Source organism: Mucilaginibacter sp., from assembly GCF_041663085.1.
GTDB lineage: Bacteria > Bacteroidota > Bacteroidia > Sphingobacteriales > Sphingobacteriaceae > Mucilaginibacter.
In genome coordinates this window covers 20553-41418 of record NZ_JBAZRC010000006.1, presented here as the reverse complement: position 1 = coordinate 41418, position 20866 = coordinate 20553, and the positions used below count along the sequence as shown (strand labels likewise).

Below are 20866 nucleotides of genomic sequence, written 5' to 3'. Positions count from 1 at the left end.
ATTGCTTCGTACCTCGCAATGACGCGTGGAGAGAATTGTCCACCCATGTCCGCACAAAAAAACGGACGGACACAAACATAATTAAAACCAACACCCTACCTTTGCCCGCATGGAAACCATTACTTGGAACGATTTTGAAAAGGTTGAACTGCGTGCCGGTACTATACTGGAGGTGGCCGACTTTCCCGAGGCGCGTAAGCCTGCGTATAAACTGAAAGTTGATTTTGGGCCGCTGGGCATTAAGCAAAGCAGCGCGCAAATCACTAAACACTACACCAAAGAAGAGTTGCCGGGCAAACAGATCCTGGGCGTGGTAAACTTCCCGAAGAAACAGATAGCTACATTTATGTCGGAGTTTTTGGTGACCGGTCTTGCCGACGAAAATGGTGATATTGTACTCACCGCGATAGATAAACCCGTACCCAATGGCAGCAAACTGATATGATATTTGCAAACTGGATAGTTGGCCCACACCTGATAGGTGTAATATTCCTGCTGGCGGGGCTTATACAAAAGCGCTATCCGCCAAAAGAGATCAACAGTCTTTATGGTTATCGCACCACGCTATCAATGAAAAACCAGCAAAACTGGGACGAAGGCAACCGCTACTCTACCGCACTTATTATCAAATGCGGATGGGTGCTGGTGATAACGGGCATAATTATTACAGCATTATTTATGCTGTTACCGATAAGCCCCGAAGCACGTACCCTTACTAAAATTGTTTTAATGCTTGTAGGTGCTTTTGCCACAGTAATTATACTTTTTAGGGTAACCGAAAAGCATTTAAAAAACACATTTGACCAAACCACCTGATGCGATATATAACTTTTGGCGATGAACAGCCCGCCATCTCTCCCGACGAGTTTTTCATGAACGAGGCCCTTAAAGAAGCCCGCCAGGCACTGAAAGAGGATGAGATACCCATTGGCGCCGTTGTGGTTTGCAAAGGGCAGATCATTGGTCGTGGCCATAACCTTACCGAGCGGTTGAACGATGTAACCGCACATGCCGAAATGCAGGCGCTTACCGCGGCCGTAAACTCAATGGGTGGCAAGTACCTGCCCGAGTGTACCTTGTATGTTACCATGGAGCCTTGTGTGATGTGTGCAGGGGCAAGCTACTGGTTCCAGATAGGGAGGATAGTTTTTGGGGCTTATGATACCCAACGCGGTTTCGGCAGGCTTAACCAAAGCATCACTCACCCAAAAACGCTGGTAACCGGCGGCATTAATGAGAATGAATGCTCGCAATTGGTAAAGGACTTTTTTAAAGGGAAGAGAAAATAGCAGATGGTTAATAGTTCATAGACGAAACTACCATGAACTATCAACAATGAACTATCCCCTTAACAAAAACTTGACATTCATATAGAACAATTACCTGCTTCAACCCTTATATTTGCTACATCACACGAAACAGTTTAACCTTAAATTTTAAATATTATGGCATTTACACTACCGGCGTTATCTTACGCTACCGATGCTCTGGAACCACACATTGATAAACTTACTATGGAAATTCACCATGGTAAGCACCACCAGGCTTATGTTACCAACCTTAACAAAGCTTTAGAAGGTAAACCAGAGGCTGATGGTAAAATTGAAGACATCATCAAAAATATCTCAAAGTTTCCGCCTGCTGTACGTAACAATGGTGGTGGCCACTATAACCACTCATTATTCTGGACGCTGTTATCACCAAACGGTGGTGGCGAGCCTACAGGTGCGTTAGCCGATGCTATTAAAAGCACTTTCGGTTCATTCGCCGATTTTAAAACCAAAGTATCTGAAGCTGGTGCAACCCGCTTTGGATCAGGCTGGGCCTGGCTTATTGTTACTGCCGATAAAAAACTGGCTATTACATCAACCCCAAACCAGGATAACCCTTTAATGGATATTGCCGAAGTAAAAGGCACCCCGGTTTTAGGTATTGATGTGTGGGAGCACGCTTACTACTTAAAATACCAGAACCGCCGCCCTGATTACCTGGCTGCTATCTGGAATGTTATCAACTGGAACCACGTTTCAGAATTGTATACAAAAGCTATCGCTTAATTTAAGCAGGCATTATATATTTTAAAAGCGGCAGATAATTATCTGTCGCTTTTTTTATTTTTACAATTACCATTACTACTGTGTCATTGCGAGCGATAGCGCGGCAATCTCGTCGCATGCTATACGTTCATGCATTGGCTACGAGGTTGCCGCGTAGCTACGCTCCTCGCAATGACATGGTGGTTTAGAACATTACACCATGAAAGCCATCGTCCTTGAATCCGCAGAAAACCCTTTGGTTATAAAAGATGTTGCCAAACCCACACCCGGCCCGGGCGAGGTACTGGTACAGATAAAGGCAGCAGCCCTAAACCGCCGCGACTGGTGGATAACCCAGGGCAAGTACGCCGGTATCAAATACCCAACCATCCTTGGTGCCGATGGCTCAGGCATTGTTGCCGAAGCTGGTGAAGGCGCAGGCGACTGGCTCAACAAAGAAGTGATCATTAACCCATCGCATAACTGGGGCGAGCACCCGGAGTTTCAATCAAAAGAGTTTAAAATATTAGGGCTGCCCGAGGATGGCACTATGGCCGAATATGTATTGGTAAAAGCCGAATACCTTTACCCAAAACCGCCCCATTTAAACTGGGAACAGGCAGCGGCATTGCCTTTGGCGGGGCTTACGGCATACCGGGCATTGTTCACCAAAGCGCATATCAAAAAAGGCGACAAGGTATTAGTGGTTGGTGTTGGTGCAGGTACCGGATCGTTCACCTTACAGTTTGCAGTAGCCGCCGGGGCGCAGGTTTTTGTAACATCGGGCACGGGCGAAAAGATAGACCGGGCTAAACAACTTGGGGCTTGCGCCGGTGTAAACTACAAAGCGCAGGATTGGGCGCAGGAGCTGAAACACTTTAGCGGCGGTGGTTTTGATATTGTGGTGGATAGCGCCCTTGGGCCTGATTTTGCCAGGATCCCGGATATTTGTAACCCCGGTGGCCGCATCGTGTTTTTTGGTGGCACAGCAGGTAATATCCCCGAGCTGAACGCAAGGCCTATCTTTTGGAAACAACTGCAGATATTGGGTACAACCATGGGTACGCAGGATGATTTTAAAGCCATGCTTGCCTTTGTTAATCTGCACCAAATAGTGCCTGTGGTTGACGAGGTTTTCCCGCTGACAGATGCTAAAAAGGCTTTTGATAAGATGGGAGCGGCTAAACAGTTTGGGAAGATTGTGATAGCGTTGTAGATTAAATCTTTTGCAATCGCTCGGCTCCTGCCGAGTGATGATTATGATAAGGCCTCCGGCCGCCAAATTAATTTATGACTGCGGCGGGACGCCGTATAATAACGGTCACTCGGCGGGAGCCGAGCGACGGCCATGGTAGATAGTCATAAAACCCTCACGTTTCTCCCTTGCAATCAGTATTCATTAGGCTTTCAAAAATAATCTACTAATTTTGTAGGCTTAATTGTAGTATGATCAAAAAACCTATCGAGCTATTGCTCCGGGAGTCGAAAGAAGAAGGGGAGCACTCATTAAAACGTTCGCTTGGCCCGGTTAACCTTATCCTTATTGGTATAGGCATTATTATTGGCGCGGGCTTATTCTCATTAACCGGCATCGCCGCAGGCCAGCATTCCGGCCCGGCGGTAACCATATCATTTTTAATAGCCGCTTTGGGCTGTACATTTGCAGCCTTGTGTTATGCCGAGTTTTCGGCCATGATACCTGTGGCGGGTAGTGCCTACACCTACTCATACGCAACCATGGGCGAGCTTTTTGCCTGGATAATAGGGTGGGACCTGATGCTGGAATATGCAGTTGGTGCTGCCACTGTGGCCATTAGCTGGTCGCAATACCTCACCAAGTTTCTTTCGTGGTTTGATCTATACCTGCCTCCGCAGCTTATCCTGTCGCCGTTTGAAACCTCAAAGGCAGCCAATGGCGATGTGGTGCGTGGCATTATGAACCTGCCTGCCGCTTTAATTGTGGTGCTGGTTACCAGCGTTATCATTAGGGGTACAAAAGGCTCGGCGCTCATCAATGCCATCATTGTAAGTTTAAAAGTTGGCGTGGTGCTGGTGTTCATCGCGGTGGGCTGGTCGTTCATTAACCCGGCAAACTATCATCCTTACATTCCGCAAAACACAGGCGTTTGGGGCGATTATGGCTGGTCGGGCATACTGCGTGGCGCCGGTTTGGTATTCTTTGTTTTTATCGGTTTTGATGCCGTATCAACCGCTGCTCAGGAGGCCAAGAACCCGCAGCGTAATATGCCTATCGGGATTATCGGTTCGCTGGTGGTATGTACCATCCTGTTTGTGATCTTCGCGCATGTGATGACGGGGATGGCTAATTATAAAGAGTTCATTGGCTCGGGAGCACCGGTTGCCATCGCTATAGAAAAAACACATTACCAGTGGTTAAGCAAGGCCATTGTACTGGCTATATTGATAGGTTATACCTCGGTTATATTGGTTGATCTGCTGGGCCAGTCACGGGTATTTTTCTCCATGTCTAAAGATGGGTTGTTGCCAAAAGTATTCTCTGAAGTGCACAGCAAATTCCGCACACCATGGAAATCGAACATCCTGCTTTGTGCGTTCATCGCTATTTTTGCGGCATTTGTACCCATAAAGGTAGTAGGCGAAATGACCAGCATTGGCACCCTGCTTGCCTTTGTGATGGTATGCGCGAGCGTACTTATTTTACGCAAACAGCAGCCCGATGTACACCGGCCGTTTAAAACACCGTTTGTGCCTTTGGTGCCTATATTAGGGATATTAACCTGCTTTGCCATGATGACATTTTTACCGGGCGATACCTGGTTAAGGCTGATCATATGGTTAGCCATTGGCTTAGTCATCTATTATACCTACGGTAAAAAGAATAGTGTATTAAGAAAAAGGATGGCGAAAGAGTAAATTTGCGCATGCTTCAATTACGGGTTGACGGAATTAAATGGGAATCGCCGGATACGGCTACTTTTTACCTGGTTAGGGCGGTTGGCAGTACGGTGCCTTATAAAGCAGGGCAATTTATTACGTTGGTGTTTAACCACCATAACCAGGAGGTACGCCGTTCTTACTCGTTAAGTTCATCGCCGGATGATGAGCGTATGGCTATTACGGTAAAACGGATCAGCAATGGCGAGATCTCGCGGTTCCTGCTCACCAAAGTTAATGTAGGCGATGTGCTGAACGTTGTTGAGCCTGCCGGGGTATTTACAGTAAAAGAGTATGCAACACCAAAAGACATTTTATTTTTTGCTGCCGGGAGTGGTATCACACCAGTTTTCTCCCAACTCAAATACATCCTGAACCGCCCCGGCGAGAGCAAGCTGCATTTGATATACAGCAGCCAAAGCCCCGAATCGGTATTGTTTAATAACGAACTAAATGAGCTACTGGCAGGCTATCCCGACAGGTTTACTATTACCCACCTGCTAAGTAGTGAGGCCAACAGGCTAACCAATATCCAAGTAGAGCAACTGGTGAACGAGCAGCTGTCATTTTCCAAAGATAAAGCCGAATTTTATCTGTGCGGCCCATTTGTGTATATGCGAATGATCAGGCTTACATTGCTTTACATGGGGATTGATGCGCAACAGATCCACAAGGAAAACTTTGTGCTGGAGACCGTACCGGTTACGGGCAGTCAAACTAATTATCCGCCAAAAAATATCCGCATTAATTTTAATAACGAGCTGCATGATATTGCTGCGGGAGAGAACCAATCCATATTGCAGGCCGCCTTGCAGAATAACATTCAGCTACCTTATAGTTGCCGTAGTGGCATTTGCTCGGCCTGTGTTGCCTTTTGTAAAACCGGCAAGGTAGAGATGGCCAAAAACGAAGTATTAACCGATGAGGATATCGCCAAAGGCTGGATCTTAACCTGTACCGGCCATGCTTTGACGGATGATGTGGAAGTGGAGTACAGATAGCCATACTAACCGTTCACGTTCACTGCCGTGAACACTTTGAATTTTTATAAGTATCTTATAATAAGTGATTTAATTTTGGCCCTTGTTGGTGTTGTCACCAACAAGCCGCCATGCATCCAAGTTTTGCAAGTTTTAGCCGTCCTAAATGTTGTTGGTGACAACACCAACAACGGCCGGGATAAACCAAAGGCCACAAAGAGTAAATCTCCGTGGCCTTTGTGGTTCTTTCTTTGTGCCCTCTGTGGTTGAAAAAATCAGGCTTGTTGCACTACGCGCTTATGCGTTTTATGATGCACCGCATCCCGCACTTTCTTACCTTTCGATTTTGATTTTTTGCGTTTGCCCAGCCAGATGATAAACCCGGTTATGGGTAAGCTGGCGCAAATTAAGCTGGCTAAAAACGCGATAATCTTGGTGGTTAAGCCACCTATCTGGCCCACATGGATATCATAGTTCATCTCGTTCAGCTTCAGGCCGGGGCTTTTTTTATCATATATATATGATTTAAGCAGCTTGCCGTTGTATTTATCAAACTCGAAACCATTGGCATTTGAGTAGTGCAGCGATTTGGCGTAAGCGCCAACGCCAATAGCACCTGATAAAGCAGGGTCGTTATGGATCAAAAACATTTCAGCCTCGGGGGCTTGTTGCCTGGCGTATGCAAATGCAATATCAACAACCGGCTTATTGGCAATCCCGGCCCTTTTAAGCGAGTCGGACTTCGGCTCGGTTACTTCGTCCTCGTATTTAATATTTCTGCCAATATTTGCAGTGTTGTAGATGGCTTTACTTACCGGCTCAAAAGCTATAGCCAGGCCGGTTATAGACAATATAATGGCGATGGATGTTGCATAAAAGCCAAGCACATTATGCAGGTCATAATTAATCCTGCGCCAGCGGCCGCCCCATTTAATGGTGAAACTACGTTTGCGGTCGCTTTTGCGTTTAGGCCACCAAAGGATAAGGCCTGTGATCATGATCACCATAAAAACAATAACCGATACACCAACTATCCACTTACCAATGGCCGGCGGCAACAGCAGGTACAAGTGAATATATTCTACAATGATGAAAAAGTTTGTTTGCGGTTTTTCGTGGTAAGTTATCTTGCCCGTGTAAGGATTTAAATATACAATTTCATACCCATCCTTACCCAGGTTGGCATATACGCCTGCAGGTCTTTCTGTGCCGAAGTAATAAATAAAATCGGGGCTTGCCTTAGGGTAAGCTTTTTTTACCTCGTTTATCAGTTGCGATGGCTGTACGTATGGCTTACCGGTATTTTGTACGGAACGGTGATCGTGTATCGCATCCTGTATCTCATCCTGAAAACAAAAGATACAACCGGTTATGCTTACAATAAACACCACAAGCCCGGAGATAAATCCGAGCCAGCGGTGGCAAAAAAGCAGTACTTTTTTAAATGGGGTCATACTTACAGTTTATATGATGCGCTTAACACAAACTGACGTAACCTTTGCGGGTTAATGGTTGTGTAACCGGTATAATAATGCTTATCGGTTAAGTTGTTGCCGCTTAAGCCAAAGCGGTACTTAGGCCTGTCCAGATATACCGAAGCATTTAACAAGGTATATGATGGTAACTCAAAAGTGCCCTGGCTAACACTGTTTATTATTTTATTGCTACTGGCGTAATTGCCACCAACACCAACGCCTAAACCTTTAACAAAACTTTGTGGCAAACGGTAACTAACATAAACGTTGGCCAGGTAAGGCGAACCTGCGGTGTTTGGGCGTAAGCCTTGTACATCGGCATCGGCTTTGGTAAACTTTGAATTGTTGTAAGCAAAACCGGCTACAATGTTTACTGCAGATACCGGGTTAGCAACAACTTCTAACTCAAAACCCTTGCTTTTTTGCGTGCCATCCTGAACAAATGCGGTATTTGACCCGGGTACGTTCCTGATGATATTGGTTAAGTTAATATCGTAATAACTAATTGTACCGTTCAATTTTCCATTAAATAAGGCTGCTTTAACACCTCCTTCAATTTGGGTTGCATTTTGCACTTTAGGTGTAACGGGCAGATTGTTTGCATCTAAGAAAACCTGGGTGTTCTGGAACCCGTTTTGGAAGTTGGCAAATAACGAGATCACATCCTTAACCGGTTGAAAGATCAGGCCGAATTTTGGCGAGAAAGCAGTTTGGCCGTATGGCTTGGTTGATTGTGTGCCATCAAGCAGGTAATTTCCCTTATTCTCAAAACGGTCGACACGTAAACCAACAGAAGCTATTAACCTGTCGGTAAGGTTTACAACATCAGACATGTATGTGCTGTAGGTGTTGGTTTTGTAAATGTAAGGATAGGTATTAGCCGCAGTAAGCGGGTTGGCAGCATTTGTAGCATCAACCAATGCTTTGTTAAACGATCCGTAATCATAGTTAGGGTCATTTATTGGCGCTATACCATAAGCGTTACCAAAATATATCTGGTGAGAGTTTTGATGTTGATAATCTAAGCCAAATACAAAACGGTGGCGAATTGAACCGGTGTTAAAATCACCGTTAATGTTCTCCTGTATCTCGGTAGCGCCAAATTTACTGTTAGAGGTAGATTGGTCGTTACGGTAAATATAGTTATGCTCGCCTGCAGGGTCTGGTAATGTTATGCCATCAGCAGCTGCAATGCCAATTGCCCTTGCATCGGTAACCAAATAGTAGTATGGGCTTGGCCCGTTAGAGAAACTATTTGAATTTGAGAATACCGTTTGCGAGGTAAACTTATCAGATATTTTGTAATTGGCTTGCGCAAAGTAATTTAAACTGCGACTATACGAAGTAATGTCGTCGTTTGAATAAGCGTTTTTATAGTCGATGTTTAATTGACTAACCTTGGTTATACCCAAAGCTTTCGGCGAATCGTAGAAAAAGAAGAATGGCTTAGCGGCGTTACGGCCATAAAACATTTCGGCTTCTAATAAGAACGATAATTTGTCGTTAGCTTTAATTGACAAGCTTGGTGCAATTGCATACGTGCGGCTCTTACCATAATTTTGAAAACTGCCCTCGTAATTGTAAGCAGAGTTTAAACGAAAGGCAACTTTTGAGCCGATTGGTGTATTGAGGTCAATAGTAGTACGGTTAAGATCATAACTGCCTACCGATTCTCCAACCTCAAGGCCAAACGTTTCATAAGGTTTTTTAGTAACCCTGTTTATCAGGCCACCAAAAGATGTTAAAGTACTCCCGAATAATGTAGCAGACGGGCCTTTTATCACTTCAATTTTATCAATGTTAACAGCATCAATGGTGCTGGTAACTAAGCCGGCAATGCCATTACGTAAACGTGTTTGCGTAACAAAACCGCGTAGAGTAAAGTAACCACCGCCATCGGCTACGCGGTTGGTTGCATCCCACATTTTTTGGATGCCCGGGGCATTTCTTAAAGCCTCATCAACAGAAAATATTTGTTGCTCTTTGATAAGCTCGCTGCTAATGGTAGTATAGCTTTGTGCGTTTTCCAGATTATCCAAAGGGATCTTACCTACATCGGTACTCACTTTGCGTGCAAAACGATTTGACCTGCTTGCGATAACATTAACTTCTGTTAACTGCGACAGGTTAGCATTAATGGTAATAGTAGGCACAACGGTTGCCTGATTTGCAGTAACAGTAACAGGTACTTCAACAGTTTGTACACCAACATATGATATGATAATGGTATAACTACCGGCAGGTGCTTTAAATGAGAAATCGCCATTATCTGAAGTGCTGGTACCTATGCGGGTGCCGCTTAGGCCTATAGAAACATTAGCGGCAGGCTCATTTTTTTGGGTTACCACTTTACCTTGTAAGGTGCCCCTGTTTTGTGCAAACAGGCTTGCGGGGTTTATCAGGGTTAGCAGCACTACAATTGCCGCGAATAGCTTAAATAAATTAGGGAATGATGTCTTCATTATATGAATTGAGTTAGGGATATTAAAATTTATAGCCAACGCTTAAACGTACTGTTGTTGGTGCTTCGGCCTGCCAGCTGTAAACGGTTTTGCCCGTAGCGCTCAGGTAATCTTCATGACCGCCGGAGTACAGGTAGGTATTTAAAACGTTGTTTACATTTACCGCGAAGCTCATTTTCCTGAGCTGGTAAGATGCACCGGCGTCTAAACGGAAATAGTTTGGTAGGTCTGAAGTGCCGGTGCCAAGGCTCCACGGCAAACGGTCTATCTGCCATTGGTATCCGCTCGAAAAACCTAAGCCTTTTAATACACCGCGTTGTATGCGGTAGGTTAACCATGCATTGGTTACCTGCTTAGCAAAGCCCGGTACCGGGTTGCCTACGTTTGCAGGGTCGGCATCTTTAGAGATCTTAGAATCCGTGTAAGCGTAATTGATCATGAAGCTTAAACCGGTAATGATCTCGCCGCGGGCATCAAACTCAATACCCTGTGTTTTAGTTTGGCCTAATTGTACAACTTCATTTGTGTTGCCCGGCACGCCAACTAACTGGTTGTTCTTAAGTATCCTGTAAGCAGATAATGAAGTGCTCCATTTACCATCAAACCAATCGCGCTTAACGCCTAATTCGAAATTGTTACCTGTAATTGGTTTAACCTTGCCGCCACCGGCAATATTTCCGTTTTGCGGTAAAAATGCCTGGTCATAAACACCATAAACGCTGGTTGCCGAATCAACAGAATAGCTTATACCAATACGTGGTGTTATCTTTTTGTCGTTAGTGTTTTTAAAACCCTCAGCAGCGCTGGCGTCAAATGTGGTAGCATGGGTAAACCGTCCGCCAATGGTTAAGCGCAGTTTATCATTAAAAAAACCTAATTCGTCCTGTACATATACAGACTGGTATTTCTCTGTGGTATACCAATCTTTGCCACGTTCGCTAAGCGGGGTATCTCTGTCAAATACAGGTAAGGTAACCGGGCCGTTATTAGGGTTATGAATATTAAACATATTAGCCGGGTCAGGGTCAAGCGAGCCTGATTGGATATAATCGGGGATGTAGTATTTATCGCCAATATCTACACCTCCCAAAATACGGTGATTAATAGCACCGGTTTTTACCTCGCCGTTTACAAATGCCTGGGCAAATTTATTTTTGTTAATAGCATCCCATAAACCAAGGTTCCGGTCAATATCGCCATTGTCGGCAATGCTGTTTATCCAATAGCTGTAGCCCTTTTGTGCATAGTTAAAGTAAGCGCCTTGTGCGGTTACCTTCCATTTATCATTGAATTTATGTTCGTAAGTTAAAAATGCGCTATGGTCTTTGATGTTGGTTGCCGGAGAATTTGATGGGGCATTGGTAAAGTTACGGGGCAAACTTGCGTAACCATCGGTAGAGAATAAGTACGCCGAACCAAAAGCATTCATGCGCTGAAACTGGTAGGTGTATTCGGCAGTTAAAGTATTTTTATCATCAAATTTATAACGCAATACGGGTGCTATGGCAACGCGGTTCGTAAAATCGTACGGGCGCCATGATTCTGACATTTGCCCCATCAGGTTTAGGCGGTATTGTAATTTGCCATCACTGGTCAGTTTGCCGTCAAAATCGGCCGTGGCGCGGTAGTTGTTAAAGCTGCCCGCAGTAAAATTGAACGATTGGCTGGTTAAACCTGTAGGTTTTTTAGTAACCACGTTGTAAAAACCGGATGGGTTGCCGTTGGCCAGCATAAAACCTGCCGGGCCTTTTACAAACTCAATACGGTCAACAAACGACATGTCTTCTGTCAGTGGCCCCCAGGTTGCCTCAATATTCATCCCGTTACGGAAAGCTGCAAGCCTGTCGCCACGGCCGTTAACACGGGCGTAGTTACCCCAGTGCTCCTGCATGGTTAAACCACTTACGTTGCGCGATACACCTTCAAGCATGTTAAAGATCTGCTGCTCTTGCAACTGATCGCCGCTTACCACCTGTATATTTTGCGGAATTTGTAACAGCGGTTCGTTTAAGCGCAGCGTTGGCGATGGGTTATCAATTTTAAACTTGCGCTTATTATCTGAGATGGTAACTTCTTTTAACTGACTGGAGTTTTCCCTTAAGCTAAAATTAACAATAGTGGTGTTGCCTGCAGTAACTGTTACTGATTTTTCTTCACTTGCCAAACCTATTGCCGATACATGTATAATGTAGGTGCCGGGTTTTAGTTTAAATTGAAAATCGCCATTAATATTGGTCATAGCACCTATCGAAGTGCTTTTAACCCCTACAGATACTGCTTGGGCCGGTTGACCGTCGGATGTTTTTATTGTTCCCTTAACAATAGCATTTTGTTGTGCCAATGTAATGGTTGAAATAGTAAAGAATAGGAAAAACAGTAAAGCTGATTTTGATAAGAGGCAGGTATTCGTTATCTTCATTCTTATTAAGACTAATTATAAATAATGGCCAAAAGTACATTCTAATGACTTGTTATCCAAATTATTTAGAATAATTATAAATAAGTTACTGATTTAAAGACTTTATATTTGTGTACTAATGACACACTATGAAGAGAATAGCTATTGATATGGATGAGGTGATAGCTGACGCTAACCATCGTTTTGCAGAATGGTACAAGCGCGATCACAACATCGAATTTACCCTCGAAGAACTTAACTCTAAAAAATTTTCAGAACTACTGCCACATGATCATAGGTACCTGATACAGGAATATGTATATCATGATGACTTTTTTAAAGACCTGGAGGTTATTCCCGGTTGCCAGGAGGTAATTAAAGACCTGTATGAAAAGTATGAGATCTTTATCACCACTGCTGCTATGGAATTCCCTAATTCCCTGTTGCCCAAACTGGATTGGCTGGGCAAGCATTTTCCGTACATTTCGTGGAATAACATCGTTTTTTGCGGCGATAAAAGCATCATCAACGCCGATTACCTGATTGATGATAACGTAAAGCATTTTAAACGTTTTATTGGGCAGGGCATATTATTTACCGCCAGCCATAACCACGATGTGGAGTGGGATATACGCGTTGATAACTGGGCGGATGTACGTAAGATGCTACTATAGCAATACTATTTTTTGGGGATAATACTTACCCTGGCGGCATTATCTTTTACAAATGCCTCCCAGCCCGAGTGGCTTTTTTTACTGGTGACCTTGCCCCCGCGTGATACCTGTATTTTTTGAAATGAGTGGCACACGGCTACGGCCAATCCGTCGGTAGCGTCAAAAAAATCGGGTGTTTCGGAGAACTTTAAAAGGGTTTGCAGCATGGCCGATACCTGCTCTTTGGTGGCGCTGCCATTACCGGTGATGGACTGTTTTATTTTACGGGGTGCATACTCGGTAATAGATACATTGCGCGATAGTGCAGCGGCCATACAAACACCCTGCGCGCGGCCAAGCTTTAGCATTACTTGTATGTTTTTGCCGTAAAAAGGGGCCTCGATGGCCAGGCAATCGGGTTTGTAGTTATCAATAAGGGCAACGGTTTTTTCAAAAATGCGTTGCAGTTTCAGCATGTGGTCGTCAATCTTATCCATCTTAACCACACCCAGGCTTATCAGTTCAATTTTGGGGCCTTTCTCCAGCACCAGGCCGTAGCCCATTACTGCTGTGCCCGGGTCAATCCCTAAAATAATACGCTCTTTGTGATTTGCCTGCTCCATCTGTTTACAAAACTAATGTTTAGGCAACGGTTTTATGCAGTATGCTGAGATAATCTTCGCGGGGTATCATACGCGCACCCATGCTCTCCAGGTGTTCTGTATAAACCTGGCAATCTATCAGCTTATATTTACCGGTATTGCAAAGCCATATCAGCGCGGTTTTTGAGGCGTTACTCACCAGGCTAAACATACTTTCGCCGCAAAATACATCGCCGGCGTGTACGCCATAAAGCCCGCCAACAAGTTTGCCATCAAGCCAAACCTCAACCGAATGGGCGTAGCCCTCGCGGTGTAGTTTGGCATAAGCGGCCATCATATCATCAGTTATCCAGGTGCCGTCCTGTCCTTCGCGTTTTGCAGATGAACAGGCAGCAACAACATCGCTAAAACAGGTATCGGTAGTAACAGTGAATTTATTTGAACGTAAAACCTGCCTCATTGATTTTGATACATTCAATTCGGCAGGGTAAAGCACAAACCTTTCGTGCGGCGAATACCACAGGATAGGGTCGTCGTCGCTATACCATGGGAAAATACCATTCTGATAGGCCAGCAGCAAACGCTCTGTAGAAAGATCTCCGCCTACTGCCAACAACCCATCCTCTTCGGCAAGCGAAGGGTTGGGGAACAGTAAACGGTCATCAAGCCGGAAGATCATGCAGGCAAAATTAAGCCTTCTTGCGTATCACCAGCTTTTTATTTTGCGCTTTGGCAATGTTATCCATGTATTGCTGCATTTCGTTGTATTTGGCAGCAGGTATTACGTGGTTTGTTAGGTTAAATTTAGTGGTGCTTATTACCTGGTTTTTTACAGCGTCGTAAACGTATTTTACATCATAGCTGCCATAAGTAAAAGTTAAATTTTGATTAACAGGCAGGGTTTCTACCTCAAAGCCGGCAGGCAGGTCAATAGTAGTTACGCATGATTTTTGCATAGGGTGCGAAAAGTAAAAATCGTTTCTTCTTTTCTCCAAAACAGGTATGGTTGTTCCCCACAGGTCGAACGCGCGGGGGCGGTAAAACATTTTATTGCCTGCGGCTATGTCGCAAAACTTATCGTATTCCAGGTCAATGCCTATCTCTTTGGTGCCGTCTTTATCGGTAGCGGGTTTAACATCTATTATGGATGGTTGCTTCATGTTCAAAGCCCTTATCAGATACTCTTTCTGCTCATCAGTTTTTAAAGATGCCAGGCCAATATAATCATCGCGATAGCCGCCAGTGCTTAAAATCTTCACTTCGGCTTTCGCGCCACCTTCCGGGTTAAGTGTAAGGTGCACCTCGCTGTTAAACTGGTTGTCCTGCATAGTGCTTTTTGGGGTATTCATCAATACACCGCCGTTTTCGGTAATAAGCAGGGCGTTGCGGTTTTCGGTAAACGATCCAAGCTTACCAAAAGGTTTGGTGTTGCTGGTACATTCCAGCCAGGTAGTATCGCCCTTAAAGGGGATACACAAAATAACATGGTTAAAAGGATCTGACGGGAACGAGGTTGTAGCGGGTTCCTCATTTTCGCCGGCGCGGATCATGGCATAGTATGACGGGATGTTCACCGCCTTTAACAAGGCCGACATGTAATTTGACAAAGCTTTACAATCACCATATTTTTTTTGATCAACAAAAGTAGCGGGGAAGGGTTTAAGGCCGCCAATACCCAGCTGTATGCTTACATAACGCATGTTTTGCTGCATGTAATTGTACAGGAACCGGGCCTTTTCCTTATCGGTTTTTAAATCGGCGGTCATAGCCTTTATCTCTTCAACACGCTGCGGAGTAAGTGTACAAACGTCGGCATTTAAGGCCTGCTGCCACTTGCCGTAACTTTGCCAGTTGCTTATATCGCCGGGCAGGCCATCAAACTGAAAATATTTGGTAGCAAAAGCAATGTGGGGAAATACCTGCCAGTTAACCGCATCCTTTTCGGGTTTTATAGCTTTTAGGCTACTAACTTTCCAAATGTATTTATCAAAGCCGTCTTCGTATGTTTTTTGCGGTTTTATAGTGGTATTTTTATTGATATATCTAAAGCCGCTTTCGGGAGTTGTGCGTACAATGTATTCGGCATATTGCACTGCTTTTTCGGGTTCCAGGTATTGCCACTCTCCCAAATCAAGATAACTGTTCCTGCTGGTTTCGTAAGTAACCTCAATGGTGGCCGGGTATGACGCTACAGTGTGCGATAATGCAAGCAAGCGGTAATCAGTTATGATAGACATGCCATCAATAGCTGCCCTATCGTACATATCGCTTTTGTGGTATTTTTTTAATTGCGTACCCGCAGCGTTATACGCCACTACCTCTACACTATTTACGGTATTGAATTTTTTGTCGTAATACAAGATCAACCGCGATTCATCATCCCCTTTTTCATTTAAAATGGTAATAATGCTGTGGTGCCTTGTGATAATTTTATCCTTGCCTTTGATGTATAATTCATCAGATGAATAACGCACCACAGAGTTGGCCTTATCCTTTAAAGAATCGGGTATAGTAGCTGCAATATAAAGGTCTTTTGATAGTTTATCTTGTGCAATAACATAGCCGCTATTAAAAAACATGATAGTAGCCGCGCAAGCCAGCAGCTTAAGAATGGTGTGTTTCATTTTTAGGTTAAGATTTTTTTAACACAACCTGCTCGTTCAGCATCTCATACATCTTTTTATAAAACTCACGGAAATCCGGGTAGCTATCTTTAGGATAAAGGGTGCTTTTATGATCAATAACATAGCGTACCATTAAAGTGCCGTTCTCTGTGGCCACATAGCGTTTAAAGGTAATGCTGCCATCGGGCATGGTCATGGTAGCGCTTTTTGGCAGCGCATCAATTTTATAATTTGCGGGTAATGTATAGGTGCCTATAATAGAATAGCTATTACGGTAACCAAATTCAATATCAGTGCGCCTGTTTTCGCTTAAAAACGGATTGGTGCGTAACGAACTAAAGATATTTGGTACAAAGTAGATGTAATTATCATCAGAACTGGTCAGGTCGAGGTTGAAATTAATGTTTTGCGTTAACGGCAGGGTATCAATTTCCATGTTATCAAACTTAAGCGATGTTACCTTCAGGTTATTGTTATTCTCCCTTAAATAGTCGGTATATTTTTGCTCGCCATCTGTTTTGTAGCGCGATAGGGTATGGATACGGTTATAGCCAAAGCTGCTTATTTGTGCCGTGCCGTTCATTTTTCCATCCGGTTTAACTTCGCCCCTTACAATCACTATCTGCCTAACGGGGTCTTTCCTTTCCAGGTAAACCATATCATACTGTTTCTTTTCCTTGTCAATATACAAAGCGTCAGAGTTCAGCAGGTTGTCGGGCAGTTCATTATAAATATTATACTTGTTTGTTGCATCAAGCACATAGTTGCGGGTACTATCTATGGGTATATAAACCACCGCCCTGTTAAACTGGTATAAAAAAGTATAGTAAGGTACTACCTTGCCATGTTCGCGCGTGCTTACTACCATTGGGTAAGCTTTAACGCCGGCCTGTTTTAATAAATGGTATAGTATCAGGTTAACTTCGGCCGAGTTGCCGGTTTTCTTTTCCCAGGCTTTTGAAGTGCCGTCATTGGTGTACCAGCGGTCAACGCCATCCCATTTCATGGTGTTTTTTACTTCGCCAAAAATGTATTGTATCTTTTGGTCGTCGGTTTTAAGTGCCTTGGCTTTTGCAATGATGGCTTCCTCGCCGGTTAGTTTTCTTTTTAGCTGAAGGCCAAAATCTTCATCATCGGCCAGGATGCCCCCAACCTTTGCCCAGGTATCAGAAAAACTTTTGATGATACCCATGGTTGGCCTGATAGAGGTTAACTGGTATATAATAGACTGCAAATTATCAGTAGTAGCAGTCATGTAGGGTTCATCCGTTAATGATGGTACATTTGCCATTCCCCTTGTGTTTCTTTCAAGGGTGTAAGGTACCATGTTGGTACCAGTGCCCATACTACGGCCTTCGTCTTTGCGGGTGTTTACAATTAGCGGCTGTACTATATTTGCTTTTTGCTTAAAGTACAAAAAGTCGGGAATAGAGGTGGTAAGCTCGCTGTAACGTGTTGGTAGTTTGTCCTGAAAGTACCAATCGGGGAAATTGCTCAGCGAGTTGGTGTTCCAAATATATTTGTATTCAATTATAGACCCCTCTTTTACATTGGGCATACTAAAAACAAGGGCCGAGCGCATTTTATCAATACGTTCTGTAAACACCAGTTTTTTATCAAGCTTGGTTATTTCGGGCTTGCCGTTAACTAAGTTAATGGTTTGTGCCTGTAGCCCGGTAATATATTCCACATGGTTGCCGCTATAATATTCAATACGGATATTGGCGTTATCTTTTCCATTGGTATTATATATTTTTATTCTTTTATGCCTTTCCATCCCAAGGTCAAGGTTGGCATCATAATATATCTCAGCTTTATCAAAAAGGATCTCAGCGTTAGCATCTTTCTCAAAATCGCAGCTTTTTGATTCAAGGTCGGCAGCATCAACTTTACCGAAGGGCTGGGTAAGGGGTTTTGTTTGTGCATTAGCTAATGAAATACTAAGGCACAATACCAGGGCAGTAAAAATCTTATTCATTTAAATTAAGGTTAGGCGACACGAATATAACACTTGTTGGGATGATTTTAATAGTGAATTAAAAAAATTGCCGTTAGGGATTAAACCACTCCCCGGCATGGTTGTCATAACTATAATGGATGGCATAAAAAAAATAGCGCATTTGTATGCAAGGGCGGGTTTTGGGCTGCGCTTTGCAGATCTGCAACAAGCGCAGCACCTCACTGTAAAACAAACTACCGACCAGCTTTTTAAAGCTTCCGGAGAAATAAGACAGCTTAATGTGGTGGCTACTAACAGTAGCTATAAAGATGCTGATGATGCATTAACCAAAAAGATGTTTTTGCAACAACAACGCCAGCTGGAGAAAGATCTGAACATTGCCTGGGTAACTCAAATGAGCAGCGGCGATAGCCAGTTACGGGAGAAGATGACCCTTTTTTGGCATAATCATTTTGCCTGCCGTACACAAAACCCCTGGTATGCCCAGCAATTGAATAATATACACAGAGAGCATGCTCTTGGTAATTTCCGCACCATGTTGTTGCAGGTTTCGCAGGCCCCGGCTATGCTCCAGTTTTTAAATAATCAACAAAATAAAAAGGGCCACCCTAATGAGAACTTCGCCCGCGAGTTGATGGAGCTTTTTACCATTGGTCGAGGAAATTATACCGAGCAGGACATTAAAGAATCGGCCAGGGCTTTTACCGGATGGGGGTTTAACAATAACGGCGAATTTGCTGAACGTAAGTTTTTGCATGATGCCGGGCCAAAAACTTTTATGGGTAAATCCGGGAACTTTACCGGCGCTGATATTATTGATACCCTGCTGCAAAAAAAGGAAACGGCAAATTTTATTTGTACTAAGTTGTATAAATACCTGGTTAATGACACCCCCGACCCTAAGCATATTAACACCATGGCCGATGTGTTTTACAATAGCAATTATGAGATAACCCCGGTATTGAAATTGATTTTTACTGCCGACTGGTTTTATGCGGATAAAAATATAGGGAACATTATTAAATCGCCTGTTGATTTTATTGTTGGGCTTAGCAGGCAGTTTTATGTTGATTATAAAAACCCGGATGTGCTGCTGCAGTTTCAGCGTACTTTGGGGCAGGTGCTGTTTAATCCACCAAATGTTGCCGGTTGGCCCGGTGGCAAAAGTTGGATTGATAGCTCATCGCTCATGTACAGGATAAAGATACCATCAACGGTTTTAAGTGATGGTGTAATTGATTTTAAAGGCAAAACTGACCCGGAAGACGAAGCGGTACTGGCTGCTATACCAAACACTAATGCCCGTAAGGATGTAAATACACCGGCGCAAAGCCAGCCAAACTGGGATGATTTTTTGGCGGCTATACCACCCGGCACCTCTAAAGCAGCAATTGCACATGTATTGTTGGCTACGCCGATAAGTAACAACTTAATGCAGATGATCAATAAGGCCACCAATATAAAGGCAATGGCTATTGAACTGGTTTCGACACCCGAGTATCAACTATGTTAATTGGATAAAGTGATGAAGAGAAGAGATTTTTTAAAAAGCACAACGCTGGCATCGGGCGCGTTTTTAATACCATCATTTTTAAAGCCGTTAGAGGCTATGGCATCCGCCGATATGACCGGGTATAAAAACCTGGTGATCATACAGCTATCAGGCGGTAACGACGGGCTGAATACCATTGTGCCTTATGGCAACGATATTTATTACCAGAAACGTAACACCATCGCCATAAAAAAAACGGAGATAGTTACACTAAATGATATGCAGGGCCTTAACCCCAACCTCTCGGCCCTAAAAGAAATTTACGATCAGGGCTGGATGAGTGTGATCAATTCTGTAGGTTATCCCAATCCCGACAGGTCGCATTTCCGTTCGATGGATATATGGCAAACCGGGAGTGAAGCTAATCAGTTTTTAACTACCGGCTGGATAGGCCGGTACCTGGATGCCAATTGCGCTGTTAATAAAGACCCATACACCGCCGTTGAGGTTGATGATACCTTATCACTTGCCATGAAGGGAGCTAAAATGAAAGGGATTGCGGTGCAAAACCCGGCGAAGCTATACCAAAACACCCGGGAGCCTTTTTTTAAAGAGCTGGTTGATGAACACAACAGCGCACATCTGAATGAGGATAATTTAGGTTACTTATACAAAACCATGATAGAAACCTATTCATCGGCTAACTATATACAGCAAACCTCAAAAACATATAATACTACTGCAGAATATCCGCAAACGGCGTTTGCAAAACAGCTAAAAAGCGTGGCTAAGTTTATAAATTCAGGATTAAAAACAAGGGTTTACTATGTATCATTAAGCGGGTTTGACACCCATACCCAGCAGCAAAACCAGCAAGGGCGCCAGCTTAAAATTTATGGCGATGCGGTGGCCGCCTTTGTAAAAGACCTTAAACAAGCCGGTAAGCTTGATGATACCCTGGTAATGACCTTCTCTGAATTTGGCCGCCGGGTAGAGCAAAATGCCAGTAATGGCACCGACCATGGCACGGCAAACAACGTTATGATATTTGGCGGTAAGCTTAAAAAGGCGGGTATCTACAACAACGCCCCCAACCTGGCCCAATTAGATAACGGCGACCTGAAATATGAGATAGATTTTAGAGATGTTTATGCCACACTGCTTGATAAATGGCTCAATGTAAATAACAGCCGGATATTAAACAGGGACTTTGCCGGGCTTAATTTTGTATAAGTGTTAATAATAAGGCAGATGGGTAAAATTAGAAA

Annotated in this window: 17 protein-coding genes; 10 read left to right on the top strand and 7 right to left on the bottom strand. The window is 43.8% G+C overall.

From position 1 onward, the window contains the following. Positions 1-109: 109 nt before the first annotated feature. The 7 genes from WC615_RS03245 (at position 110) to WC615_RS03215 (ending at position 5953) form a co-directional block, all read left to right on the top strand. Positions 110-445: a tRNA-binding protein gene (locus WC615_RS03245; RefSeq protein WP_372976710.1), complete on the top strand. Its 336-nt coding sequence runs from the start codon at positions 110-112 to the stop codon at positions 443-445. Continuing rightward, positions 442-816: an SdpI family protein gene (locus WC615_RS03240; RefSeq protein WP_372976709.1), complete on the top strand. Its 375-nt coding sequence runs from the start codon at positions 442-444 to the stop codon at positions 814-816. Before WC615_RS03245 ends, WC615_RS03240 begins: the two co-directional genes overlap by 4 nt. Then, positions 816-1289, top strand: a complete 474-nt coding sequence (locus WC615_RS03235) for a nucleoside deaminase (RefSeq protein WP_372976708.1) — start codon at positions 816-818, stop codon at positions 1287-1289. The genes WC615_RS03240 and WC615_RS03235 overlap by 1 nt, the downstream gene beginning before the upstream one ends. 156 nt (positions 1290-1445) lie before the next feature. Next, positions 1446-2057 (top strand): superoxide dismutase, encoded by a 612-nt coding sequence (locus WC615_RS03230; protein ID WP_372976707.1) that lies wholly within the window; start codon positions 1446-1448, stop codon positions 2055-2057. A gap of 199 nt (positions 2058-2256) precedes the next feature. Beyond that, complete coding sequence (locus WC615_RS03225; protein WP_372976706.1) at positions 2257-3252, top strand: zinc-binding dehydrogenase; 996 nt, start codon at positions 2257-2259, stop codon at positions 3250-3252. Between the two features lie 230 nt (positions 3253-3482). Continuing rightward, positions 3483-4931 carry an amino acid permease gene (locus WC615_RS03220; protein ID WP_372976705.1) on the top strand — a complete coding sequence of 483 codons (1449 nt, stop codon included), beginning with the start codon at positions 3483-3485 and terminating at the stop codon, positions 4929-4931. Positions 4932-4939: 8 nt separating this feature from the next. Next, complete coding sequence (locus WC615_RS03215) at positions 4940-5953, top strand: 2Fe-2S iron-sulfur cluster-binding protein (protein WP_372976704.1); 1014 nt, start codon at positions 4940-4942, stop codon at positions 5951-5953. A 254-nt stretch (positions 5954-6207) separates the two neighbouring features. Here WC615_RS03215 and WC615_RS03210 read toward each other — a convergent pair whose 3' ends face one another. The 3 genes from WC615_RS03210 to WC615_RS03200 are packed head-to-tail and all read right to left on the bottom strand — an operon-like array spanning position 6208 to position 12288. Further along, positions 6208-7386: a PepSY-associated TM helix domain-containing protein gene (locus WC615_RS03210; RefSeq protein ID WP_372976703.1), complete on the bottom strand. Its 1179-nt coding sequence runs from the start codon at positions 7384-7386 to the stop codon at positions 6208-6210. Between the two features lie 2 nt (positions 7387-7388). Continuing rightward, entirely contained in the window at positions 7389-9869 is a 2481-nt protein-coding gene (locus WC615_RS03205; RefSeq protein ID WP_372976702.1) for a TonB-dependent siderophore receptor, read from the bottom strand. 22 nt (positions 9870-9891) lie between these two features. Further along, positions 9892-12288, bottom strand: coding sequence for a TonB-dependent siderophore receptor (locus WC615_RS03200; RefSeq protein ID WP_372976701.1), 2397 nt, complete (start codon positions 12286-12288; stop codon positions 9892-9894). A 128-nt stretch (positions 12289-12416) separates the two neighbouring features. Between WC615_RS03200 and WC615_RS03195 the strand changes: the two genes are divergently transcribed. Then, positions 12417-12941 carry a 5'(3')-deoxyribonucleotidase gene (locus WC615_RS03195; protein WP_372976700.1) on the top strand — a complete coding sequence of 175 codons (525 nt, stop codon included), beginning with the start codon at positions 12417-12419 and terminating at the stop codon, positions 12939-12941. A gap of 5 nt (positions 12942-12946) precedes the next feature. Here the strand turns inward: WC615_RS03195 and ruvC are convergent, their stop codons facing one another. The 4 genes from ruvC to WC615_RS03175 are packed head-to-tail and all read right to left on the bottom strand — an operon-like array spanning position 12947 to position 18124. Then, on the bottom strand, positions 12947-13543 hold the full coding sequence (ruvC, locus tag WC615_RS03190) for a crossover junction endodeoxyribonuclease RuvC (RefSeq protein WP_372976699.1): 597 nt from the start codon (positions 13541-13543) through the stop codon (positions 12947-12949). A 19-nt stretch (positions 13544-13562) separates the two neighbouring features. Continuing rightward, entirely contained in the window at positions 13563-14201 is a 639-nt protein-coding gene (gene aat, locus WC615_RS03185; protein ID WP_372976698.1) for a leucyl/phenylalanyl-tRNA--protein transferase, read from the bottom strand. 10 nt (positions 14202-14211) lie between these two features. Then, on the bottom strand, positions 14212-16146 hold the full coding sequence (locus tag WC615_RS03180; RefSeq protein ID WP_372976697.1) for a DUF3857 domain-containing transglutaminase family protein: 1935 nt from the start codon (positions 16144-16146) through the stop codon (positions 14212-14214). Positions 16147-16153: 7 nt separating this feature from the next. After that, positions 16154-18124 (bottom strand): DUF3857 domain-containing protein, encoded by a 1971-nt coding sequence (locus tag WC615_RS03175; protein WP_372976696.1) that lies wholly within the window; start codon positions 18122-18124, stop codon positions 16154-16156. A gap of 115 nt (positions 18125-18239) precedes the next feature. Here WC615_RS03175 and WC615_RS03170 point away from each other — a divergent pair, with 115 nt between their 5' ends. Then, positions 18240-19619, top strand: coding sequence for a DUF1800 family protein (locus WC615_RS03170; RefSeq protein WP_372976695.1), 1380 nt, complete (start codon positions 18240-18242; stop codon positions 19617-19619). 12 nt (positions 19620-19631) lie between these two features. Then, a complete protein-coding gene (locus tag WC615_RS03165; protein WP_372976694.1) occupies positions 19632-20831 on the top strand; it encodes a DUF1501 domain-containing protein in 1200 nt (399 codons plus the stop codon). The last annotated feature ends 35 nt before the right edge of the window (positions 20832-20866 follow it).